Annotated in this window: 19 protein-coding genes and 1 tRNA gene; 8 read left to right on the top strand and 12 right to left on the bottom strand. The window is 69.3% G+C overall.

Going from position 1 to position 20,646, the window contains the following annotated elements; genetic code table 11:
• Positions 1-160: 160 nt before the first annotated feature.
• From urtE to SLNSH_RS18500, 8 genes are all read right to left on the bottom strand, one after another.
• The gene (urtE, locus tag SLNSH_RS18465) at positions 161-856 is read right to left on the bottom strand and encodes an urea ABC transporter ATP-binding subunit UrtE (protein WP_106338579.1); all 696 of its coding nucleotides are present in this window, start codon (positions 854-856) and stop codon (positions 161-163) included.
• A 3-nt stretch (positions 857-859) separates the two neighbouring features.
• Positions 860-1,624 (bottom strand): urea ABC transporter ATP-binding protein UrtD, encoded by a 765-nt coding sequence (urtD, locus tag SLNSH_RS18470; protein WP_106338581.1) that lies wholly within the window; start codon positions 1,622-1,624, stop codon positions 860-862.
• 3 nt (positions 1,625-1,627) lie between these two features.
• Entirely contained in the window at positions 1,628-2,785 is a 1,158-nt protein-coding gene (urtC, locus tag SLNSH_RS18475) for an urea ABC transporter permease subunit UrtC (protein WP_106338583.1), read from the bottom strand.
• Positions 2,782-4,386, bottom strand: coding sequence for an urea ABC transporter permease subunit UrtB (gene urtB, locus SLNSH_RS18480; RefSeq protein ID WP_106338585.1), 1,605 nt, complete (start codon positions 4,384-4,386; stop codon positions 2,782-2,784). Before urtB ends, urtC begins: the two co-directional genes overlap by 4 nt.
• Positions 4,387-4,494: 108 nt before the next feature.
• Positions 4,495-5,790 (bottom strand): urea ABC transporter substrate-binding protein, encoded by a 1,296-nt coding sequence (urtA, locus tag SLNSH_RS18485; protein ID WP_106338587.1) that lies wholly within the window; start codon positions 5,788-5,790, stop codon positions 4,495-4,497.
• A gap of 257 nt (positions 5,791-6,047) precedes the next feature.
• Entirely contained in the window at positions 6,048-7,622 is a 1,575-nt protein-coding gene (locus SLNSH_RS18490; RefSeq protein WP_106338589.1) for an alkaline phosphatase family protein, read from the bottom strand.
• Between the two features lie 201 nt (positions 7,623-7,823).
• Complete coding sequence (otnI, locus tag SLNSH_RS18495; protein ID WP_106338591.1) at positions 7,824-8,606, bottom strand: 2-oxo-tetronate isomerase; 783 nt, start codon at positions 8,604-8,606, stop codon at positions 7,824-7,826.
• A 158-nt stretch (positions 8,607-8,764) separates the two neighbouring features.
• Positions 8,765-9,199 (bottom strand): GlcG/HbpS family heme-binding protein, encoded by a 435-nt coding sequence (locus SLNSH_RS18500; RefSeq protein ID WP_106338593.1) that lies wholly within the window; start codon positions 9,197-9,199, stop codon positions 8,765-8,767.
• Between the two features lie 166 nt (positions 9,200-9,365).
• On the opposite strand from SLNSH_RS18500, the gene SLNSH_RS18505 reads away from it, so the two are divergent.
• The 6 genes from SLNSH_RS18505 (at position 9,366) to SLNSH_RS18530 (ending at position 15,846) form a co-directional block, all read left to right on the top strand.
• Positions 9,366-10,622 (top strand): allantoate amidohydrolase, encoded by a 1,257-nt coding sequence (locus SLNSH_RS18505; RefSeq protein ID WP_106338596.1) that lies wholly within the window; start codon positions 9,366-9,368, stop codon positions 10,620-10,622.
• A 147-nt stretch (positions 10,623-10,769) separates the two neighbouring features.
• Entirely contained in the window at positions 10,770-12,083 is a 1,314-nt protein-coding gene (locus SLNSH_RS25745; RefSeq protein ID WP_106338598.1) for a BON domain-containing protein, read from the top strand.
• Between the two features lie 199 nt (positions 12,084-12,282).
• Positions 12,283-13,320: an NADP-dependent oxidoreductase gene (locus SLNSH_RS18515; RefSeq protein WP_196240283.1), complete on the top strand. Its 1,038-nt coding sequence runs from the start codon at positions 12,283-12,285 to the stop codon at positions 13,318-13,320.
• A 188-nt stretch (positions 13,321-13,508) separates the two neighbouring features.
• Positions 13,509-13,585 (top strand) — tRNA-Arg (locus SLNSH_RS18520).
• A 351-nt stretch (positions 13,586-13,936) separates the two neighbouring features.
• Positions 13,937-14,929 carry a phosphoglycerate dehydrogenase gene (locus SLNSH_RS18525; RefSeq protein WP_106338600.1) on the top strand — a complete coding sequence of 331 codons (993 nt, stop codon included), beginning with the start codon at positions 13,937-13,939 and terminating at the stop codon, positions 14,927-14,929.
• A 206-nt stretch (positions 14,930-15,135) separates the two neighbouring features.
• The gene (locus SLNSH_RS18530) at positions 15,136-15,846 is read left to right on the top strand and encodes a L,D-transpeptidase family protein (RefSeq protein WP_106338602.1); all 711 of its coding nucleotides are present in this window, start codon (positions 15,136-15,138) and stop codon (positions 15,844-15,846) included.
• Between the two features lie 82 nt (positions 15,847-15,928).
• Here SLNSH_RS18530 and SLNSH_RS18535 read toward each other — a convergent pair whose 3' ends face one another.
• Positions 15,929-17,941, bottom strand: a complete 2,013-nt coding sequence (locus SLNSH_RS18535; RefSeq protein WP_106338604.1) for a transglycosylase domain-containing protein — start codon at positions 17,939-17,941, stop codon at positions 15,929-15,931.
• Between the two features lie 157 nt (positions 17,942-18,098).
• On the opposite strand from SLNSH_RS18535, the gene SLNSH_RS18540 reads away from it, so the two are divergent.
• Positions 18,099-19,301: a mandelate racemase/muconate lactonizing enzyme family protein gene (locus SLNSH_RS18540; protein ID WP_106338607.1), complete on the top strand. Its 1,203-nt coding sequence runs from the start codon at positions 18,099-18,101 to the stop codon at positions 19,299-19,301.
• On the opposite strand, the gene SLNSH_RS18545 is transcribed toward SLNSH_RS18540, so the two are convergent.
• Complete coding sequence (locus SLNSH_RS18545) at positions 19,292-19,561, bottom strand: hypothetical protein (RefSeq protein ID WP_106338609.1); 270 nt, start codon at positions 19,559-19,561, stop codon at positions 19,292-19,294. The two genes, SLNSH_RS18540 and SLNSH_RS18545, sit on opposite strands and share 10 nt — an antisense overlap.
• 189 nt (positions 19,562-19,750) lie before the next feature.
• Between SLNSH_RS18545 and SLNSH_RS24955 the strand changes: the two genes are divergently transcribed.
• On the top strand, positions 19,751-19,936 hold the full coding sequence (locus SLNSH_RS24955) for a DUF465 domain-containing protein (protein ID WP_158266818.1): 186 nt from the start codon (positions 19,751-19,753) through the stop codon (positions 19,934-19,936).
• Positions 19,937-20,047: 111 nt separating this feature from the next.
• Here the strand turns inward: SLNSH_RS24955 and SLNSH_RS18555 are convergent, their stop codons facing one another.
• Positions 20,048-20,230, bottom strand: a complete 183-nt coding sequence (locus SLNSH_RS18555) for a hypothetical protein (protein WP_106338613.1) — start codon at positions 20,228-20,230, stop codon at positions 20,048-20,050.
• 15 nt (positions 20,231-20,245) lie between these two features.
• Complete coding sequence (locus SLNSH_RS18560) at positions 20,246-20,575, bottom strand: hypothetical protein (protein WP_106338615.1); 330 nt, start codon at positions 20,573-20,575, stop codon at positions 20,246-20,248.
• Positions 20,576-20,646: the final 71 nt, after the last annotated feature.

Consider the following 20,646-nt stretch of genomic DNA (forward strand, 5'->3'; position numbering starts at 1 on the left):
TGCCCAGCTGCGACGCATATCTCCACCGTCATCCCCGGCGCGCCGCAGGCGCGGGAAGGGGATCCAGGGGATCGAGCACAGACCCCTGGATCCCCTTCCCCTCCGCGGCTGCGCCGCTCCGGCCGGGGATGACGGCAATGTTGAACGATCCGCCACGATCTCACACCGACAGATGCCGCCGGACATCGCTTTCCGCCATCTCGCCGCGCGAGCCCGCCAGCACCACCTGCCCCCGGTCCATCACGGCGTACGTATCGCACAGGTCGCGGGCCCACTCGAAATATTGCTCGACGAGCAGGATGGCCATGTCGCCCCTCTGGCGCAGGTAGTCGATGGCGCGGCCGATGTCCTTGATGATGGAGGGCTGGATGCCTTCCGTGGGCTCGTCCAGCACCAGCAGCGACGGCCGCGTCACCAACGCCCGGCCGATGGCGAGCTGCTGCTGCTGCCCGCCCGAGAGGTCGCCGCCGCGACGGTGGAGCATGTCCTTCAGCACGGGGAAGAGGTCGAAGATCTCGTCCGGGACGAAGCGCTCCTTGCGGGGCAGGGGCGCGAAGCCTGTTTCCAGGTTTTCCTTCACGGTAAGCAGCGGGAAGATCTCGCGCCCTTGTGGAACGTAGGCCACGCCGCGGCGAGCGCGGTCATACGGGGCGAGGCCGGCGAGATCCGCGCCCTTCCAGACGATCCGGCCGCTCCGGATCGGCTGCACGCCCGTGATGGCGCGCAGCAGCGAGGACTTGCCCACGCCGTTGCGGCCGAGCACGGCCGTGACCTGCCCGGGCTGGGCCTGGAGGGAAACGCCGCGCAGCGCCTGGGCCGCGCCGTAGAAGAGGTCGATCGACTCGACGGACAGCATCGTTCAGCGCCCCAGATAGACTTCGACCACGCGGTCGTTGGTGGAGACCTGGTCGATGGCGCCCTCGGCCAGCACCGAGCCCTCGTGCAGGCACGTGACCTTGCAGCCGAGCGCGCGCACGAAATGCATGTCGTGCTCCACCACCACGACGGCGTGGGTTTTCGCGATGGCGGCCAGCAGCTCAGCGGTCTGCTCCGTCTCGGCGTCCGTCATGCCGGCCACCGGCTCGTCGACGAGGAGCAGCTTAGGGTCCTGCGCCAGCAGCATGCCGATCTCCAGCCATTGCTTCTGGCCATGCGAGAGGTCGGCCGCCAGACGTCGCCGGTGGTCCTTGAGGCCGACCGTCTCCAGCACCTGGTCCTTCTCGTCGTCGCGGACGCGGTTGCGCCAGCCGAACAGGGACGACCCGGCCGAGCGCGGGCCCTTCATGGCGAGCAGGATGTTGTCGTCCACGGTGTGGCTCTCGAACACGGTGGGCTTCTGGAATTTCCGCCCGATCCCGAGCTCCGCGATGGAGGCCTCGTCCAGGGCTGTCAGGTCCACCTTGCCGTCGAACAGCACGTCCCCTTCGTCGGGGCGTGTCTTGCCCGTGATGACGTCCATCATGGTGGTCTTGCCGGCGCCGTTCGGGCCGATGATGGCGCGCATCTCGCCATGGCCGATCACCATGGAGAGGCTGTTGAGGGCCCTGAAGCCGTCGAAGGAGACGCTCACGCCGTCGAGGTAGAGGATGGACTGGGTGAGCTCGGGATTAGTCACGGACGACATGGCTTACTCCGCCCCGGCGGGCTGCGGGCCGACGCCGGCCTCGGCGGCGGCGGAGGAGGCGAGGCGATCCTGGCGCCGCGCGCTCCACTCGGAGAGCGCGCCGACGATGCCCTTGGGCAGGTACAGGGTGACGACGATGAACAGTGCGCCCAGCCCGTAGAGCCAGATCTCCGGGAACGCGCCGGTGAGCCAGGTCTTGGCCCAGTTCACCAGCACGGCGCCCAGCGCCGCGCCGACCAGCGTGCCGCGACCGCCGACCGCCACCCAGATCACCGCCTCGATGGAGTTGGCCGCGGCGAACTCGGAAGGGTTGATGATGCCCACCTGCGGCACGTAGAGCGCGCCGGCGACGCCCGCCATGCAGGCGGATGCCGTGAAGGCCACCAGCTTGTAGCGCTCCACCCGGTAGCCCAGGAAACGCGCCCGGCTCTCGGCGTCGCGGATCGCGATCAGCACCTTGCCGTAGGACGAGGTGACCATCGCGCGGGCCACCAGGTACCCCAGCGCCAAAGCGATCACCGTCGCGACGTAAAGCGCCACCCGTGTCGCCTGCGCCTGGATGTTGAAGCCCAGGATGTCCTTGAAGTCCGTAAGGCCGTTGTTGCCCCCGAACCCCATGTCGTTGCGGAAGAAGGCCAGCAGCAGCGCGTAGGTCATCGCCTGGGTGATGATGGACAGGTACACGCCGGTCACCCGCGACCGGAAGGCGAACCAGCCGAACACGAAGGCGAGCAGGCCGGGGACCACCAGCGCCATCAGCATGGCGTACGGGAACGACTGGAAGCCCCACCAGGTGAGCGGCAGCTCCTTCCAGTTCAGGAAGACCATGAAGTCCGGCAGGATCGGGTTGGCGTAGACGCCGCGCGTCCCGATCTGCCGCATCAGGTACATGCCCATGGCGTAGCCGCCGAGGGCGAAGAACGCGCCATGCCCGAGCGAGAGAATGCCGCAGTAGCCCCAGACGAGGTCAAGCGCCACCGCCAGCAGGGCGTAGCAAAGATATTTGCCCAGCAGCGACACCGCATAGGTCGGCACGTTCAGGGCGGAGCCTTCCGGGATCGCCAGGTTGAGGACCGGCACGATCACGGCCGCGGCCGCGAGCGCGAGCAGGAAGACGCGACCGCGCCAGTCGAGTTCGGTGAGGAGCTTGGACAGGATCATGCTTCGACCGCCCGTCCCTTGAGGGCGAACAGCCCGCGCGGACGCTTCTGGATGAACAGGATGATGAAGACGAGCAGCAGGATCTTGCCGAGCACCGCGCCCGCGAACGGCTCCAGGAACTTGTTGGCGATCCCGAGGCTGAGCGCGGCGACCAGCGTGCCCCACAGGTTGCCGACGCCGCCGAACACCACGACCATGAAGCTGTCGACGATGTAGCTCTGGCCGAGGTTTGGCGACACGTTGTCGATCTGCGAGAGCGCCACGCCCGCGATGCCGGCGATGCCCGAGCCGAGCCCGAAGGTGAGCGAGTCCACCCACGGCGTGCGGATGCCCATGCATGCGGCCATCCGGCGGTTCTGGGTCACGGCCCGCATCTTCAGGCCGAAGGACGTCGCCTTCAGCACGAAGAGGAGCGCCGCGAACACGGCCGCGCAGAACACCACGATCCAGAGGCGGCCATAGGTGATCTGCAGCCCCATGAAGTCGAACGAGCCCGCCATGAAGGAGGGCGCCCCCACCTCGCGGTTGTTGGCCCCGAAGGCCGAGCGCACGGCCTGCTGCAGGATGAGGCTCACCCCCCAGGTGGCGAGCAGGGTCTCCAGCGGCCGCCCGTACAGGAACCGGATGACGCTGCGCTCCAGCAGCACGCCCACCGCGCCGGACACCAGGAAGGCCAGGGGCAGCGCGATCGCGAGCGACCAGTCGAACAGGCCGGGGAACCGGGTGCGCAACAGCTCCTGGACCACGAAGGTGGTGTAGGCGCCCAGCATCACCATCTCGCCGTGGGCCATGTTGATGATGCCCATGACGCCGAACGTGATGGCGAGGCCGATGGCCGCCAGCAGCAGCACCGAGCCGAGCGACAGGCCGTACCAGACATTCTGGACCGACGAGAGCACGGCCAGCCGCCGCTCGATGGCGCCGGCCGCGGTCTCCGCCGCCATCTTCACGATGGGGGCGCCGTTGGCGCGCAGGTTGGCGAAAAGCGAAAGGGCGTCCTGGTCCCCGCGCTCGGCGACCACGTCGATGGCCGCCACCTTCTCGGCGTCCGTCGCGTCCGGCTTGGCCAGGATGGCGGCGGCGCGCGCCTGCGTCATGACGCGCTTCACCTTGGCGTCGCTTTCCTTGGCGAGCGCCACGTCGAGCGCCGGCAGGGCAGCGACGTCGCGCGACTTGAACACCGCCTCGGCTGCGGCCAGGCGCTTGGCCGGATCGGGCGCGAGCAGCGTGAGGGATCCCAGCGCCGCCTCCAGCGCGCGGCGGATGCGGTTGTTGACCCGCACCGGCTTGGTCGCGAACGGCGCCTCGGCTGGGGCGACTCCCGTCCTGGCGTCCAGGAACGAGCCGTCGGCCTTCTTGATGAACACGCCCTTGGTGGCGGGAGCGTACACGAGAGCCCCGTCGGTCATCGCCTGCAGGGCGGTAGCGGCCTTGTCGTTGCCTGTGGCCGCGAGGTCGCCGATGGCGGCTTCGATCTCGTTGAAATTCTCGGTGGCGATGCGCGCGAAAGCGGCGTCGAGGTCGGCGGCCCGGGCCGCAGGCGGCGCGAGCATGGCCAGGGCCAGCCCGAGCAGGGCCAGAAAAAGACGCGCGAAACGCATCACGAAGTGCCTCTGGTGGTGGGGAGCGGCGCCGGGCGAACCGGCGCCGTGTTTGGCCCGTCGTCCCTGGCGCTCTTCGCCGCCGGGGACGACCTTGTCCTCAGCCGGTCAGTTGACCGACTTGCCGCCGCACTTGCCGGTCTTCACGTTGAAGTTGCCGCAGGAGAGCGGGGCGCGCCAATCGGAGATGAGGTCCTTGGAGCCCTCGAGGTAGTCCGACCACTCGTCGCCGACCACGAGGCCCGGGGTCTGGGAGACGATGTTGAACTGGCCGTCGCCCTTCACCTCGCCGATGAGCACCGGCTTGGTGATGTGGTGGTTCGGCATCATGGTGGAGTAGCCGCCCGACAGGTTCGGCACGGAGACGCCGATCAGCGCGTCGATGACCGCCGACGGGTCGGTGGTGCCAGCCTTCTCTACCGCCTTCACCCACATGTTGAAGCCGATGACGTGCGCCTCCATGGGGTCATTGGTCACGCGCTTCGGGTTCTTGGTGAAGGTCTTCCACTTCTCGATAAAGGCCTTGTTGTCGGGATTGTCGACGGACTGGAAGTAGTTCCAGGCGGCGAGATGGCCGACCAGCGGCTTCGTGTCGATGCCGGCGAGCTCTTCCTCGCCCACCGAGAAGGCCACCACCGGGATGTCGGTCGCCTTGATGCCCTGGTTGCCGAGCTCCTTGTAGAAGGGCACGTTGGCGTCGCCGTTGATTGTCGAAACCACGGCGGTCTTCTTGCCGGCCGAACCGAACTTCTTGATGTCGGAGACGATCGTCTGCCAGTCGGAATGTCCGAACGGCGTGTAGTTGATCATGATGTCTTCGGCCTTGACGCCCTTGGCCTTGAGGTAGGCCTCGAGGATCTTGTTCGTCGTGCGCGGGTACACGTAGTCGGTGCCGGCCAGCACCCAGCGCTGCACCTTCTCGTTCTCCATCAGGTAATCGACCGCCGGGATCGCCTGCTGGTTCGGGGCGGCGCCGGTGTAGAAGATGTTCTTCGACGACTCCTCGCCCTCATACTGGACGGGGTAGAAGAGGATGCCGTTGTTCTCCTCGAAGACGGGGAGCACGGACTTGCGGGACACCGAGGTCCAGCACCCGAAGGTGGCTGCTACCTTGTCCTTCAGGAGCAGTTCCTTCGCCTTCTCGGCGAAGAGCGGCCAATTGGAGGCCGGGTCGACCACGACCGGCTCGAGCTTCTTGCCGAGCACGCCGCCCTTCTTGTTCTGCTCCTCGATGAGCATGAGCATGACGTCCTTCAGCGTGGTCTCGCTGATGGCCATGGTGCCTGAAAGAGAATGCAGAATGCCGACCTTGATGGTCTGCTGGGCCTGGGCGGCCGCCGAGAGCAGCGAGACGCCTGCGGCGACGGCCGCAGCGGCGACGAATGACTTGAGACGAAGCGACATGGGTTTGAGCCCCCTTCCTACGCGGGTTCATGGACCGGGAAGAAGGGTTCGCAAGCGCCGTGCCAGCGCTCGGTGGAGTCTGTGGAGGAGGCGGAATCGAAGAAGATTCGGCGGCAAGCGGCTGAGTTCGCCTGTTCTGCAGCAGGATTCGCCTGCAGCGCCGGTTTCCCGCACAGGATTGCGCGACTTGGCCGCTGTGGCGCGTTCCTGCGCACCGTCCAGAGGCGCCTGCTTTCTGGGCGCCATCGCTTGCCTCTTTACAAGGCAGAAGGCGTGAAGCCGCGCGGGCCCGTCCAGGTCTTTACGCCCGAATGGGCGAGCTTGGTGTTGGTGAGCGTCCGCTCCGCGTGAAGCATGCGGTGGGAGAGCAGGCGCCCGGCGAGCCGCGCCCGCTCGGAGGCATGGGCTGCATCGTCGGCCAGGTTGGTGAACTCGCCCGGGTCGTTCGCGAGGTCGTAGAGGAGCGGCGGAAGCGCCGTGAAGTGCACGTATTTCCAGCGATCCTCGCGGATCACGTTCAGGGTGCACTGGTCCGGCGTGAGCCCCAGGTCGCTCTCAAGCCCGCCGCCGCCGAGCGTGCGGAAGTCGAACTCCCAGAACACGGAGTCGCGCCAGGCCTCCGGCGTCTCGCCGCGGATCCAGGGCAGAAGCGATAGCCCGTTCATCTCCGGCGTCGGCTGCTGGCCGATCCATTCGAGGATGGTGGGGACGATGTCCACGGACTCAGTGAACGCCTCCACCACCCGCCCGCGCGTCTCCTCGGGCATGCCGGGCGTCCGGATCACCAGCGGCACGTGGTTGGACGGGTCGTGGAAGCCGCCCTTGCCCCAGCACCAGTGGTCGCCCAGCAACTCGCCGTGATCCGAGGTGAAGATGACGAGCGTCTCCTCCCACTCGCCGGTCTGCTTCAGGTGCTCGACGAGACGGCCGAGATGCGCGTCGATCTCGGCGATCAGCCCAAGGTAGACCGCGCGCATGTCCTGGATCTGGTCCGCGCTCAGCTTCTGCGCGTTGACCTGGGTCTTGAGGTAGTCCGCCGTGTCCTGCTCACAAAGCCATGCATCCAGGAACGGGTGGACGGCCCGTTCCTCCTCGATCGTGGCGCGCCTGCTCGGCCGGGAAACCGCCTCCGCCGGCACGAGGCGGTTATAGGGCTCGGGCGCGATGAAGGGCGGGTGCGGCCGATACCAGACGAAGTGGACGAACCAGTCCTCCTTCGCCCGCAGCCGCCAGAAATCCAGCAGCTTGTCCGTGAGCCAGGCCGTGTCCGAATCCTCGGCGCGGTACAGGGCGGCTCCGCGAGAAAAGCGCTTCATCTCGTTGGTGGAGCCCGGGTGGTGGTAGATGTTGCGCAGCCGCTTGGGCAATTCGTAGCCGCGCTTGGCGAGGTCCGTGAGCCAGGGCTCCAGGCTCGCCTCGTTGAGCGCCGCCTCGAGCCGCAGTCCCGGCGGGAGGCCCTCGAAGGTGCGCGTCCGCGGGTCGCCCGGCACGGTGGTGCGCGGGTCGATGGAGGAATCCGTGTAGCCGAACAGCACCGGATCGTACCCGCCCCGCCGCGCCTCCATGAAGACGTTGCTGAACCGCGCGTCGAGCGGCGTCCCGTTGCGGACCGAGCGGTGAACGAAGGGGTAGAGCCCCGTCAGCAGCGTGGCCCGCGCCGGCCCGCACGGCGCCGCGTTGGTGTAGTGCCGCTTGAACGTGACGCCCTCGGCCGCGAGCGCCCGCAGGTTGGGCGCGATGTCCAGCCCGGGCGCCAGGTCCAGCGCGTCCGCGCGCCACTGGTCGGTGGTGATGAACAGCACCTTGCGGCGCGGCTTCTCGGCGTCGGCCATGGGCGGGTCCAGACTCTCAGACGTTCAGGGCCGAGTGTGCCATGGCGCGGCCCGAACTCCACCCCACGCCGTCCAGCCTTCGTCATTGCGAGGAGCCCGAAGGGCGACGAAGCAATCCAGGGGATAAGGCGGGCGGCCGCGTCCTGGATTGCTTCGTTCCGCTCGCAATGACGTATCTTCCGACCCGAAGCCGTCCCGTCGTTACGTCGCCTTGCGCCGCCATTTGGCGAACCAGCCCAGCCCTTCCACGGTCCCGGCCTTCGGCCGGTACTCGCACCCCACGAACCCGGCGTATCCCAGCCGGTCCATCTCCTCGAACAGGAAGGGGTAGTTCAACTCTTCCCCGTCCGGCTCGTGCCGGCTCGGCACGCTGGCGATCTGCACGTGCCCGGTGATCGGCAGCAGCTCGCGAAACGCCATCGTGACGTCCCCGTGCAGGATCTGTCGGTGGTAGAAGTCGAATTGCAGCTTCAGGTTCGGCCGTCCCGCCTGGCGGATGATGGCCGCCGCGCTGTCGAAGCTGTTCATGAAATAGCCGGGCATGTCGCGCCCGTTGATCGGCTCCAGCAGCACGTCCGCGCCCAGGTCCCCCATGCGCTCGCAGGCGAGCCCGAGGTTGCCCAGGAAGCAGGCCTGGGCCGCCGGGTCGTTCGGGTCCGCCAGGCCGCTCATCAGGTGGACGCGGCGTACGCCCGTCGCCTCCACATATTCGGCCGCCCGCTCGAGCTTCTCCCGGAACTCGGCCTCGCGGCCGGGGAGGGCGGCGATGCCGCGTTCGCCCGCGGCCCAGTCGCCCGGCCACAGGTTGAACAAGGCCTGCGTCAGGCTGTTCTCGCGCAGGCGCCGCTCGACGGCCTCGGGCGGATGCTCGTACGGGAACAGGAACTCCACCGCCGCGAAGCCCGCGTCCGCGGCCGCCGCGAAGCGGTCGAGGAACTCCCACTCGGTGAACATCATCGAGAGATTGGCGGCGAAGCGCGGCATGGCGGATTTCCCCCTCGGGTGAGCGTCCGCCGTTCCGGCGTGGCGCTGGTCGCCGCTCGCACGGCGTTCTGAAAGCGAAGCGCGCTCGCGGGGCACTGTCCAGCCCCCGTCGGCGCAGCCCTGCCGCGCGGCGGCGAAGGGGGCCGGCCCGCGCGGTTTTACTTGCCGGGATCCGCCGTGAATCCCGCCGCCGCGACGCCCGCCAGCGCCGCCGCCTCGTCGTTGTCCGACGTGTCGCCCGAAATGCCCACAGCGCCGAGCAGCGCGCCCGAAGCGTCGCGAATCAGCACTCCGCCCGGCACCGGCACCAGGGGGCCGTTCACCACGCCGTGCATCGACTCAATGAAGTGCGGCCGCTCCTGCGCCATGCGGTGCAGGGCCCGCGAGCCGAGGCCCAGCGCGACGGCCCCGAAGGCCTTGCCGCGCGCGATCTCGCCGCGCATCAGGCTCGTGCCGTCCTCGGCCGCGAAGGCGCGCAGCGCCCCCCGGGCGTCGATCACCGCCACGGCGAGCTTCTGGAAGTTCTGGGCCCGGGCGTGCTTCAGCGCCTCGGTCACGATGGTCTGGGCGGAGGCGAGCGAAAGGTCGGTCATGGCGCAATCCGGTGCATGGGCCGCCGCGGCGCGGCGTCGATGGGCCGGAACATAGGGCGCCGCGCGTCGGCGCGCGCCCCCATGACCGACGCAGCATTTTTGCCTGGACGACAATAATGCCTGGCCCGCGTTGCCCGGCGGCGCGGATCCTGCTTAGCCTGAGCCCATGACCACCACCGTGCCCCACATCCCGCTCGCCCAGACCCCCGGCTCGCGCGCCATGGCGCGCCTCGACGCGCTGCGCGCCTTCACGGACGTTCCTGGCCAGATTCACCGCCTTTACCTGTCGGCCTCGCACCGGCAGGCCGCCGACGCCGTCGCCGCCATGATGCGCGACGCGGGCTGCGACTCGGTGGGCGTCGACGCCCTCGGCGCCGTCGTGGGCCGCTACGAGGGGACCGAGCCCGGCCAGCCCGCCCTGCTGATCGGGTCGCACATCGACACCGTGAAGGACGCCGGCGCCTATGACGGCACGCTGGGCGTGATCGCGGCGATCGCGGTCATCGAGGAACTCGCCAGGACGGGCGAGCGCCTGCCATTCGCCATCGAGGCCCTCGCCTTCGGGGACGAGGAGAACGTCCGCTTCCCCTCGAACCTCTCCTCCTCCCGGGCGCTCGCCGGAAAATTCGACGTGGACACCCTGGACGGCCGCGACGAGGACGGCGTCACCCTGCGCGACGCGCTGGTCGCCTTCGGGGGCGACCCGGCAGGCATCCCGGCGCTCGCCCGCGACCCCGCCGGCGTGCTCGCCTATGTGGAGGTCCATATCGAGCAAGGCCCCGTGCTGGAGGTACGCGACCTCCCCGTTGGGGTCGTCTCCGCCATCAACGGCGCCAGCCGGCGCCGTCTGGCCGTGACGGGCGAAGCCGGCCATGCCGGCACCGTCCCCATGGGCCTGCGCCGTGACGCGCTTTCCGCGGCCGCCGAGATGGCCCTGGCGATCGAGCGTCTCGGCGCCGCCCAGGCGGACACGGTCGCCACCGTGGGCCGCTTCGTCGTGGAGCCCGGGGCCGTGAACGTCATCCCCGGCCGGGTGCAGTTCACCCTGGACGCCCGCAGCCCGGACGACGCCGTCCGCATGCGCCTCGTGGAGCGTTGCGAGGCCGAGTGCCGCGCCATCGCGGCCCGCCGCGGCGTCACGCTGGCGGTCGAACCCTTCTACGACGCCTCCGCCGCGCCTTGCGACCCGGCGATCCGCGCCGGCCTCGCCGCCGCCGTGGCCGGCCGCCAGATCCCCGTGCTCGAACTGCCGTCGGGCGCGGGCCATGACGCCATGGCCATGGCGGACCTCTGCCCAGTGGGCATGCTCTTCGTGCGCTGCAAGGGCGGAATCAGCCACAATCCGGCGGAATCCATGACGGAGGCGGACGCCGACGCGGCGATCGCGGTGCTCCTCGATTTCGTCCGCGCTTTCCGGCGCTGACGCCCCCCGGAGTGGGCGCTCCTCGGCGTCCGCCTTATGGTTAATGGAACCGGAACTTCCCGATAGCGGAGGCATTGACAGGGCTCTTCCCGCACAGGCCGCACCGCGGCCCCACAACGCCTGCACGCACAGGAGAGGAGGATCCCCATGGCCCAAGACGACCGTTATCGCGACCAGGACCGCCGACGCTGGACCGAGGACCGCTATGGCGGCGAGCGCAGCCGCTTCGGCGGCGGGGCCGGCGGCTCCGGCGGCGGCTACTCCGGCCGTTCCAGCGCGTCGGGCTTCCGCTCCGGCGGCTCGGACTTCGGCCGCAACGAGGCCTGGGAACGGGCCGGTGACTGGGGTCGCGACGAGCGCGGCCGTGACGACTGGAGCAACGACTACAGCCGCAGCGACAACTGGGGCGGCTCCCGCGGCGGCGACCGCGAGCGCGGCTCCTTCAGCGGCTCCGGCGGCTTCGGCGGCGGCCAGGGCTTCGGCTCCCGCTCCCGCTTCGACGAACCCGTGGCGCCCGAATACGGCCCGAGCCGCGGCGCAGCCTCCTACTCGGCCGGCGGCGAGGATCGCTACGGCTTCGGCGGGGGCTCGAGCAGCCGTTCCGGCTACGGCGACCGCGACCGCAGCTTCATGCGCGACCGCGACTATGGCGAGTCCGGCCGTGACTACGGCCGCGGCGGCATGGGATCGGGCTCCGACTACGGCCGCAACTACGGCTACGGCGAACGCGACTACAGCCGCGGCTCCGGCTTCGCCGACCGCAGCTACGAGGGCCGCTACGAGCGCGGCGGCTATGGCCGCGGCGAGTACGGCCGCGGAGCCGGCTACGGCCGGGACGAGGACCGCGGTTTCTTCGAGCGCGCCAGCGACGAGGTCGCGTCCTGGTTCGGCGACGAGGACGCCGAGCGCCGCCGCCGCATGGACGCCCAGCAGGACCAGATGCACCGCGGCCGCGGGCCGCGCGGCTACACCCGCTCGGACGACCGCATCCGCGAGGACGTCAACGATCGCCTCACCGATGATCCCCACATCGACGCCTCGGACATCGACGTCTCCGTGAGCAACGGAGAGGTCACCCTGTCCGGCACGGCCGACGAGCGCTTCGCCAAGCGCCACGCGGAAGACATCGCCGAGAGCGTCGCGGGCGTCACCCACGTGCAGAACAACATCCGCGTGAAGGCCCGCGGCTCCGACTCGATGGCCGGCGGCATGGGGGCGACCCAGACCGGGCAGTCCACCTACGGCTCCAGCACCGGGACGACGGGCTCGAGCGGAACGATGGGAAGGACCGGCTCCGGCTCTTCGGCGACCACCGGCTCCGCCAGCATGACCGGCGGTTCCGGCAACCCCGGCGCCGTGAGCTACGGCCAGGGCTCGGGAACCGGCGCCTCCGGCTCCACCGGAACGGGCGCCGACCCCACGGGCGCCGGCTCCAGCCGGAAAACCAGCCGCTCGGCCTAAGGGCTTGGAAGAACAGAAAGCCCCCGCCCCGCGGGGGCTTTCGCTTAAGGCGCGTTGCCGGCCCTGCCCGTCCTTGCGAGGAGCGCAGCGACGGAGCGCTCCAGGAAGGCCGATCCTGCGCACGCCGGCGACTGCGGCGCGGAAGCTCGCCGGGGGCGCGCCCGATGCTATGATGCGATCCATAGCCCAGGAGGCCGCCATGCCGCTGCCGACCGAGAACCGCCAGTTCGTCCTCGCCTCGCGCCCGATCGGGGAGCCCAAGCCTTCCGACTTCGAGCTGCGCACCGTCCCTGTGCAGGCGCCTGGACCTGGCGAAGCGCTGCTCGCCACCCAGTATCTCTCGCTCGACCCTTACATGCGCGGGCGCATGAGCGCCGCCAAGAGTTACGCCAGGCCGGTCGAGATCGGCCAGGTGATGGTGGGCGGCAGCGTCTGCGAGGTCCTCGCCTCCCATGATCCCAACCTGCCCGTCGGCGCCGTAGTGCTGGCGTACGGCGGGTGGCAGGACTATCCGGTGGCCAAGGCTTCCGAGGTCCGGGTGCTCGACCCCGCCGCCGCCCCGCCCCGCACGGCGCTGGGCGTGCTCGGCATGCCCGGCATGACGGCCTACACGGGCCTGCTCACCATCGGCCAGCCCAAGGCGGGCGAGACGGTAGTGGTGGCCGCCGCGACCGGGCCGGTCGGCTCCCTGGTGGGCCAGATCGCCAGGCTGAAAGGCGCCCGGGCCGTTGGCGTCGCCGGTGGCCCGGAGAAATGCCGGGCCCTCATCGAGGAGTTCGGCTTCGACGCCGCGGTGGACCACCGCTCCCCCGACATGCCCGAGAAGCTCGCGGCCGCCTGCCCGGACGGAATCGACGTCTACTTCGAGAACGTCGGCGGCGAGGTCTGGAGCGCCGTGTTCCCTCTCCTGAACGACTTCGCCCGCATCCCCGTCTGCGGCCTCGTGTCCCAGTACAACGCCGTCGAGCCGCCGCCCGGCCCGGACCGCCTGCCTGGCCTCATGCGCGCGGTGCTCTCCAAGCGGCTGACCATCCGCGGCTTCATCGTCAGCGATTTCGCCTCCCAGGCCCGGGACTTCTACACGGACGTGTCCGGCTGGATTCGCGAGGGCCGCATTCGCTACCGCGAGGACGTCGTGCAGGGCCTGGAGAACGCCCCCGAGGCCTTCATCGGCCTGCTCAAGGGCAGGAACTTCGGCAAGCTGCTCGTGGAGGTCCGCGCGCCGGTGCCCGCCTAGCCCAGGCGGGCCAGGCGCAGACGATGGGGGCGCTGTCCGGCAATCCCTCCGCCCGTGCCTCCCGCCCGGCGCCGGCGCCCACGTTCGTCAGCTCGCGTTCTGGGCGACCACCGATACTCCCCCGCCCCCCGCGCTCCTTGCCCCCCGCCGCGCAATCGGCTAGACACGTTCCGCCGGCCCCGCCGCAGGCACCCGTAGCTCAGCTGGATAGAGCGTTGCCCTCCGAAGGCAAAGGTCACACGTTCGAATCGTGTCGGGTGCGCCAATTTCTCCTTACATTTCCAGGGTTTTTGGCTGGGTGGCCGAAGTCGCCCGACTCGGTTGGGACGAAGCCGCGCTAAAGCGGGCCAAGCGGCGGTGCAAATAGAGCATCCCCTTCTTGAGAGCCGCCGCTCGGGCGGGCGGACTTGATCTCACATCCTGGAGTATGGCCGGGCGCGTCGCGCGCCTGCTGGTCAACGGCGCCGGAAACGCGTACGTCCCAGCCAGCATCCTGATCGGAGTGCGACTCACCGGGCTGGCGGCGACAACCCAGTCCAGGCGAACGCGCCCGGCGCGTAGCTGTGTCTCCGGACGTGGCCCGGCCTTGCAGGATGGTCGCAAACAGGAGCTGCGCATGCCGTCCACCGTCCTTGTCTCGACACGCTTCTTCGATCCGTCCGCGGAGGCGCTGCTGCGGGAGAACGGGTTGACGGTGAGGCGCACCGGACTTCCGGACGATGTGCAGGACGACGCCCTGGACCAGGCGCAGCTCGACCGCCTGCTGGAAGGCGTGGAAGGCTGGATCGTGGGCACGGCGCCGGTGAGGGGCGAACTCATCCGGGCCCACCCCCAGCTCAAGGTGATCGCGCGACGGGGCGTGGGCTACAACAACGTCGACATCGAGGCCGCGCGCGAGCTCGGCGTCTGCGTCGCGATCGCGCCCGGCGGCAACGACGCCTCCGTGGCCGACCACGCGTTGGGCATGATGCTTGGCGTCGCCAAGCGTCTCAAGGAGAGCCATCGCGCGCTGGAGGGCGGCCGCTGGTCACCCGTGGTCGGGATGGAGTTGTTCGAGAAGACGGTCGGACTGGTCGGCTTTGGGCGGATAGCCCAGGCCGTGGCCAAGCGCCTCCGGGGCTTCGACGCCAGGGTCCTCGCCTATGACCCGTTCCCGAATCGCGCCGCCGCCGAGGGCCTCGGCGTCGAGCTGGTCGAGTTGCCCGCGCTGCTCCGGCAGAGCGACTATGTGAGCCTGCACCTGCCGCTCACCCGTGAGACCCGCCGGATCATCGACAGGGATGCGCTGGCGGCCATGAAGCCCGGCTCCATCCTGATCAACACCTCCCGCGGCGGGCTGGTCGACGAGGAGGCGCTCAAGCAGGCCCTGATGGAGGGCCGGCTCTACGGGGCCGGCCTGGATGTCTTCGAAGGCGAGGGTGACGACGACAGCCTCCCGGCGATTCGGGAGCTGATCGGCCTGCCGAACGTCATGGCTTCCGCCCATGCCGCAGGCTCCAGCAACGAGGGCCTGAGCCGCACGAACAGGATCGCGGCGCAAACCGTGATCGACGTCCTGAGGGGCGTCGAGCCGCCCGCCCAGTGCGTGGTGGTGAAGGGAGCCCGCTGACGAGAGAGAGCGGGTCGAGGCGAACGACCGGGAAGGCCTCGCCGGGTTGACCACAGCCTCGAGGCAGGCCGGCGCCGCCCAGCCAAGGCCCGAGCTTGCCAAGAAAGCCGTGGGACGGCAGTCTCGGCGCACCGAAATTCGTTCAGCGGGTTCATGCCGGAGCCTTCTCTGGCCCGCGAACAGGGGCACAGGGAAACTCCAGCATCATGATCACGGACGATGGGATGGCCGATGCCGGCCAGAGGGACCAGGGAACTCTGCCCGGGCACTGGTCGGGGCGTCCCAGCCGCCGGTCGTTTCTGGTCGGCTCCGCCGTCAGCCTCGGCGCTTTGGGACTCGCCGGCTGCGTGACCACCGACGGCATGACCCGCGCCGAAGCGGAGAAGGTCTACGGGCCGGTGCCCAACGAGAAGTTCCCGATTCCGCAGGTGGACGTCACCAAGATCGATCCGAAATACTATCGCCGGACGGTGCGCTACGACAGCAAGGAAGCGCCTGGCACCATCATCGTCGATCCCGGCAACTACTACGTGTACCGGATCGAGGGCGAAGGAAACGCCACGCGCTACGGCGCCAATGTCGGCCGCCAGGGCTTTCTGTGGAGCGGCGAGGCCTATGTCGGGCGCAAGGCCGAATGGCCCGTCTGGACGCCGCCCAAGGAGATGATCCAGCGCCAGCCGGAGGCTCGCAAATACGCCGGCGGCATGCCGGGGGGCCTCGACAACCCGCTCGGCGCCCGCACGCTTTATCTTTATCAGAACGGCGTCTACACGCTGTACACGATCTACAGCACCAGCGACCCGGAAACGATCGGGACCGGCGTGACGAGCGGCTGCACCGGCCTCCTCAGCCAGGACATGCTCGACCTCTACTCGCGCACGCCGGTGAAGACGAAGGTGATCGTCCTGCCCGCATAAGGAAGCGGCGTCAGCCCGTGGTCGAGCGGGCCTGTCTGGGCCGGCCCATCGAGCCGCTCGCGAGCCGCCGAATGGCTGGACGTCAGAGGCCGAACAGCCTTTCGAAGAAGTTCTTGTGGCGCCGGGGACGATGAGCTCGGGCCCGGCCGCCCTCAGCGGCCGAAGCCTGTCCGGCTCCAGCCACGCCCGGCAGGCCCATCGGCTTCTGGTCCCGGAGGGCGACCTTCATGAAGCTATGCCAGACGTCGGTCGGCAGGTTGCCCCCGGAGACGCCCTCGGTGGGCGTGCTGTCGTCATTGCCGAGCCACACGCCGGCGACAAGGTTGCCGGTGAATCCCACGAACCAGGCGTCCTTGTAATCGTTGCTGGTGCCGGTCTTGCCCGCCATGGACCAGCCCGGCACCTGCGCCGCCTTGGCCGTTCCGATGACGAAGACGTTGTGCATCATCGCATTCATCATGGCGTCGACGCCGGGTTCGATCACGCGGTCCGGGTCGCCGGACGCCGAACGGTCGAACACGACCCGTCCGTCCGCAGTCTTCACTTCGGTGATGGCGTAGGGCGCGACCCTGAAGCCTCCATTGGCGAAGCTCGCATAGGCGCCGACGAGTTCCAGCGGCGTCACCTCGGAGGTGCCGAGCGCGAGGGAAGGGTCAGCCTGGAGCGGCGAGGTGATGCCCAGGCGTTGCGCCGTCTGCACGACGGACTTGGGCCCGACCTCCATGTTGAGCTTCACCGCCACGGTGTTGAGGGAGAGCGCGAGGGCGTTGCGCAAGGTGATCGGCCCTCGATAGCCCCGGTCGTAGTTCTCGGGCCGCCAGCCGTTGATGTTCACCGGCGAGTCGCTGCGGACGGTGTTGGGCGTCAGTCCCCGTTCGAGCGCCGTCAGGTAGACAAAGGGCTTGAAGGACGAGCCTGGCTGGCGCCGCGCGGAGGTCGCCCGGTTGAACTGGCTGGCCTCGTAGTCGCGGCCGCCCACGAGGGCCGCCACGGCCCCGTCCGGCCGCAGGACGACCACGGCGCCCTGGCTCACGTTGAGCTTCTGGCCCTTGGCGTTGAGCGCGTCGACCAGGGCCCGCTCGGCCGCCGCCTGCAGGGACGGCTCGAGGGTGGTCGAGACCACGACGTCGGAGTCGACCCCGCCCACCACGTCGTCGAGCTCCTGCGTGACGTAGTCCGCAGCGTAATTGACCGAGCCCGCCGCATGGGGACGGACAGGCTCGGGCGACGCCTCGAACGCCGTCCTGGCCGCGTCCGGGGCGATGAAGCCGAGCTCGCCCATGGCCGCGAGCACGAGTTCGGCGCGGGCCCGCGCGGCGTCGGGGTTGCGGTTGGGGGCGAGGCGCGAAGGGGCCTGCACGAGGCCCGCCAGCGTGGCGGCCTCCGACACCGACACGGCGCTGGCCGGCTTGCCGTAGTAGCGCTGGGCCGCCGCCTCGACCCCATAGGCGCCCGCGCCGAAATAGACGCGGTTGAGATAGAGCTCGAGGATCCGGTCCTTGCTGTAGGTGTGCTCCAGCCACAGCGCCAGGATGGCTTCCTGGATCTTGCGGGAGGCCGTCCGCTCCGGCGTGAGGAACAGGTTTTTGGCGAGCTGCTGCGTCAGCGTCGAGCCGCCCTGGAGGCCTCCGTCGCGGGTCAGGTTGCGGTAGGCTGCGCGGACGAGCCCCATGAGGTCGATGCCCCAATGGTCGTAGAAGCGCCGGTCCTCGATGGCCACGAAGGCCTTCGGCAGGTAGGCCGGCAGCTGGTCCAGGGAGACCTCGCGCCCGCCCGTGGCGCCGCGGTTGGCCAGGAACGAGCCGTCGCGCGCCAGGATGGCGATGTTCGGCGGCCGTCTCGGCACGGTGAGCTGATCGATCGGAGGCAGCCCCGCGGCGTAGTAGGCGACGACGCCTCCCGCCCCGAGGACGCCGCACAGGAGCAGCGCGAGGCCGGCGTACGCCGCCTTCCTCAGGAACGACGCCCCCGCGCGCCGGGCCGTCTGCCCGGCCCCGCCGTCCCGAGGCTCGGACGCCGGGCGAGGATCCTGCTGCTGCGCGACAGCCGCCGGCTCTTCGGCGGCCGGCTCGCGCCGGTCACATCCGTCCGCCACCTGTGGTCACCCGTTCATGCAGCCGGTTCAATCCCGCGTTCGCAAAGGCCATGATGCAATCAAGAGCTGTAGCGGACACGCATGCCACTTCTCAACCCCTGCGCGGCGCGCGCAGGGGCCCCACTCTGCGGCCCAGGCGCACACGGAGGACCCCATCATGAAGATCGAACGGCTGCGCGCCTTCATGTCGCGCGACAAGGACCGGCCGCGCGTCGTGGTCGCCATCGATACCGACGACGGCCTGACCGGCTGGGGCGAGTGCTACAACCACGGCCCCGACAAGGCGCTGCCGCCGCTGCTCGAATACCTGATGGACTTCATCCGCGGCGAGGACCCGACGCGCATCGAGTTCCTGATCATGAAGCTCATGCAGCAGGCCCGCTTCCCCCCGGGGGCGCTGGGCCTGGCCGCGATCTCCGCCATCGACCACTGCCTGTGGGACATCTCCGCCAAGGCGCTGGGCGTCCCCGTCTACAGGCTCCTGGGCGGCGCCGCCCGCGACCGGGTGCGCGTCTACGCCGGCGTGTACACCGCGCCGGACCCGGGCGCCGCGCGCGAGCAGTTCGACGCCCTGAACGAGGGCTGGGGCCTGACGGCGTTCAAGCTCAGCCCCTATCGCATCGACATCCACCGCCACCGGTGGGGCGAGGTGGTGCGCACCAGCGCCGAGTACTTCCGCCAGGTGCGCGAAACGGTGCGCACCGACTACGAGATCGCCTTCGACGCCCACGCCAAGATCTTCGAGATCCAGCAGGCGATCCAGCTCGGCAATGCGCTGGCGCCCTACGATCCTCTCTTTTTCGAGGAGCCGATCCGGCCGGAGAACTTCGAGGCCTGGGCCGAGCTGAAGCGCGGCCTCGCCTGCACGCTCGCCACCGGCGAGAGCCTCTACAGCCGCTTCGAGTTCCTGCGCCTCCTGCAGGTGCGCGGCTGCGACATCATCCAGCCGGATGTATGCGTGGTCGGGGGCCTGCTCGAGATGCGCAAGATCGCCGCCCTGGCCGAGGCGCATTACGTCACCGTTGCGCCGCACAACCCCATGGGACCGCTGGCGACAGCCGTGAGCCTCCATTTCTGCGCCGCGCAGCCCAACTTCCGCATCCTGGAATACCGGCTTCCGCAGGGGCCGGGCTACGTCTTCGGAACCGGCCAGGACGAAAAGCCCTCGGAGGAGCAGCGCCTGCAGGGCGCCTGGTACGTGAAGGATCCGTACCTGCCCAGGGACGGCTACCTCGAGTTGCGGCCCGACCGCCCGGGCTGGGGCGTCGAGATCAACGAGGAGATCCTGGGCACGGAGGACTACGTGAACTGGACGCGCAAGGTGCCCATCCGGCCGGATGGCTCGACGGGCTATGTCTGAGCCGGGCGGTTGCGCGCAGGGCGGGCCCTGTCGTGGCCGGCCGGCGGGAAGGCGTTGGGCGCAAGCGGGAGGTGACGCTCGACGAGACGGTCCAGGGCGTTGTTGACCCGCTCGGCCTTTTGTTCGAGGTCCAGCGACCGCCAGTCCCGGCGGCCAACGCTTACGCCGTAGGCGGCCAGCCGCGCGCTGAGGAGATCCAGCATGGCCTCGCCCAAGAGGTCTGTGTCCCGCGCTGCCGCTATGTCGTCCGCCAACCGCATGTCCGTCTCCCTCCCTTCGAGGCAAATTGCGAGATGGCGAAGAATTCATCAATTCGAAGAGATGCCTATTTAGAATTGCGATGGGGCCCGGGCGCAACCAAGCATCCGCGATATGCAGAGCCTTCGCTTGAAGGGAATGTTCGTTTGCGCACAATGGGCGGCAGGGGGGCTTCGCGAATGGAGACGCCAATGCCATCCAGCAACCTGGTCAACGCGCTGCTTCAACGCCACCGCGAGTTGGATTACGAGATCAGGGCCTTGTCCACGCGCCCCGGGGTGGACGCGAGCGATCTCCGGCTCCTGAAGATCAAGAAGCTGCACTTGAAGGAAAAGATCGAGCAGCTGCAGGCCGGGTCGGGCGCAACGGCTCATTGAGCCGCGCCGGCGTGGCGAAGGCGGAGCGCGGGGCTACCCGCGGATCCGCCTCCCCGGCGGCGCTTCGGGCGTCCGATGGCCGGCCCACCGCTTCTACGCAACGGAGCGGCGTCAGTCGGTCGCGGGGGAACTCGCCTGATAGTCCTGTGCGCCGGCGTCGCCTTCCGTCTGCATGGGCGAGATCCAGAACAGCGCGCCCGAGAGCAGGACAGCCAGCATCCCGAGCGCAACCCATTTGATGGCCGTTTCGAGCAGGGCTGCGTGCCTGTCGGGGGCCGAAATGCGGTGAGCCATCTGCGCCTCCTTCGGTCACGGGCAGGAATTGAAGGTGTGGCAGGTCACGTTCGTGACCTGTTTCATGAAGCCGGGCAAGGAAGCCTCCGTCGAGGCCCCGGCCGCCCTCCGGGTGTCCGCCTCGCTTCTCGGCGGGGATGTCAGCATCACCGTCCAGAACATCGCGGCCGCGACCAGGAAGGCTGTCGTCCCCATGGCGATGCCGCGCTTGGTGATGGGGGACAGCGAGCCGATGAAGCGCAGCGTGTGCCCCATGGCCTGTTCGCGGTCGCGCTTCGCGGAATCGATAATCGCGTCGAAGTCGATGTCGGGCTGCCGGCGAGTATTGGAATCGAATCGAGCCATAGCATTGCTCCTACCGTGCTGGTGGACGCGCTTACTCGAGATTTCGATTGCTTCGGATTTTTGAGGAGAAT

It is taken from the genome of Alsobacter soli (assembly GCF_003004785.1).
In the GTDB taxonomy this organism is placed as follows: Bacteria; Pseudomonadota; Alphaproteobacteria; order Rhizobiales; family Beijerinckiaceae; genus Alsobacter; species Alsobacter soli.

Excerpts from the sequence above, each read along its gene's own strand:
- urtE (WP_106338579.1), bottom strand. The coding sequence starts at position 856 with ATGCTGTCCGTCGAGTCGATCGACCTCTTCTACGGCGCGGCCCAGGCG.
- urtD (WP_106338581.1), bottom strand. The coding sequence starts at position 1,624 with ATGTCGTCCGTGACTAATCCCGAGCTCACCCAGTCCATCCTCTACCTC.
- urtC (WP_106338583.1), bottom strand. The coding sequence starts at position 2,785 with ATGATCCTGTCCAAGCTCCTCACCGAACTCGACTGGCGCGGTCGCGTC.
- urtB (WP_106338585.1), bottom strand. The coding sequence starts at position 4,386 with ATGCGTTTCGCGCGTCTTTTTCTGGCCCTGCTCGGGCTGGCCCTGGCC.
- urtA (WP_106338587.1), bottom strand. The coding sequence starts at position 5,790 with ATGTCGCTTCGTCTCAAGTCATTCGTCGCCGCTGCGGCCGTCGCCGCA.
- SLNSH_RS18490 (WP_106338589.1), bottom strand. The coding sequence starts at position 7,622 with ATGGCCGACGCCGAGAAGCCGCGCCGCAAGGTGCTGTTCATCACCACC.
- otnI (WP_106338591.1), bottom strand. The coding sequence starts at position 8,606 with ATGCCGCGCTTCGCCGCCAATCTCTCGATGATGTTCACCGAGTGGGAG.
- SLNSH_RS18500 (WP_106338593.1), bottom strand. The coding sequence starts at position 9,199 with ATGACCGACCTTTCGCTCGCCTCCGCCCAGACCATCGTGACCGAGGCG.
- SLNSH_RS18505 (WP_106338596.1), top strand. The coding sequence starts at position 9,366 with ATGACCACCACCGTGCCCCACATCCCGCTCGCCCAGACCCCCGGCTCG.
- SLNSH_RS25745 (WP_106338598.1), top strand. The coding sequence starts at position 10,770 with ATGGCCCAAGACGACCGTTATCGCGACCAGGACCGCCGACGCTGGACC.
- SLNSH_RS18515 (WP_196240283.1), top strand. The coding sequence starts at position 12,283 with ATGCCGCTGCCGACCGAGAACCGCCAGTTCGTCCTCGCCTCGCGCCCG.
- SLNSH_RS18525 (WP_106338600.1), top strand. The coding sequence starts at position 13,937 with ATGCCGTCCACCGTCCTTGTCTCGACACGCTTCTTCGATCCGTCCGCG.
- SLNSH_RS18530 (WP_106338602.1), top strand. The coding sequence starts at position 15,136 with ATGATCACGGACGATGGGATGGCCGATGCCGGCCAGAGGGACCAGGGA.
- SLNSH_RS18540 (WP_106338607.1), top strand. The coding sequence starts at position 18,099 with ATGAAGATCGAACGGCTGCGCGCCTTCATGTCGCGCGACAAGGACCGG.
- SLNSH_RS18545 (WP_106338609.1), bottom strand. The coding sequence starts at position 19,561 with ATGCGGTTGGCGGACGACATAGCGGCAGCGCGGGACACAGACCTCTTG.
- SLNSH_RS24955 (WP_158266818.1), top strand. The coding sequence starts at position 19,751 with ATGCCATCCAGCAACCTGGTCAACGCGCTGCTTCAACGCCACCGCGAG.
- SLNSH_RS18555 (WP_106338613.1), bottom strand. The coding sequence starts at position 20,230 with ATGGCTCACCGCATTTCGGCCCCCGACAGGCACGCAGCCCTGCTCGAA.
- SLNSH_RS18560 (WP_106338615.1), bottom strand. The coding sequence starts at position 20,575 with ATGGCTCGATTCGATTCCAATACTCGCCGGCAGCCCGACATCGACTTC.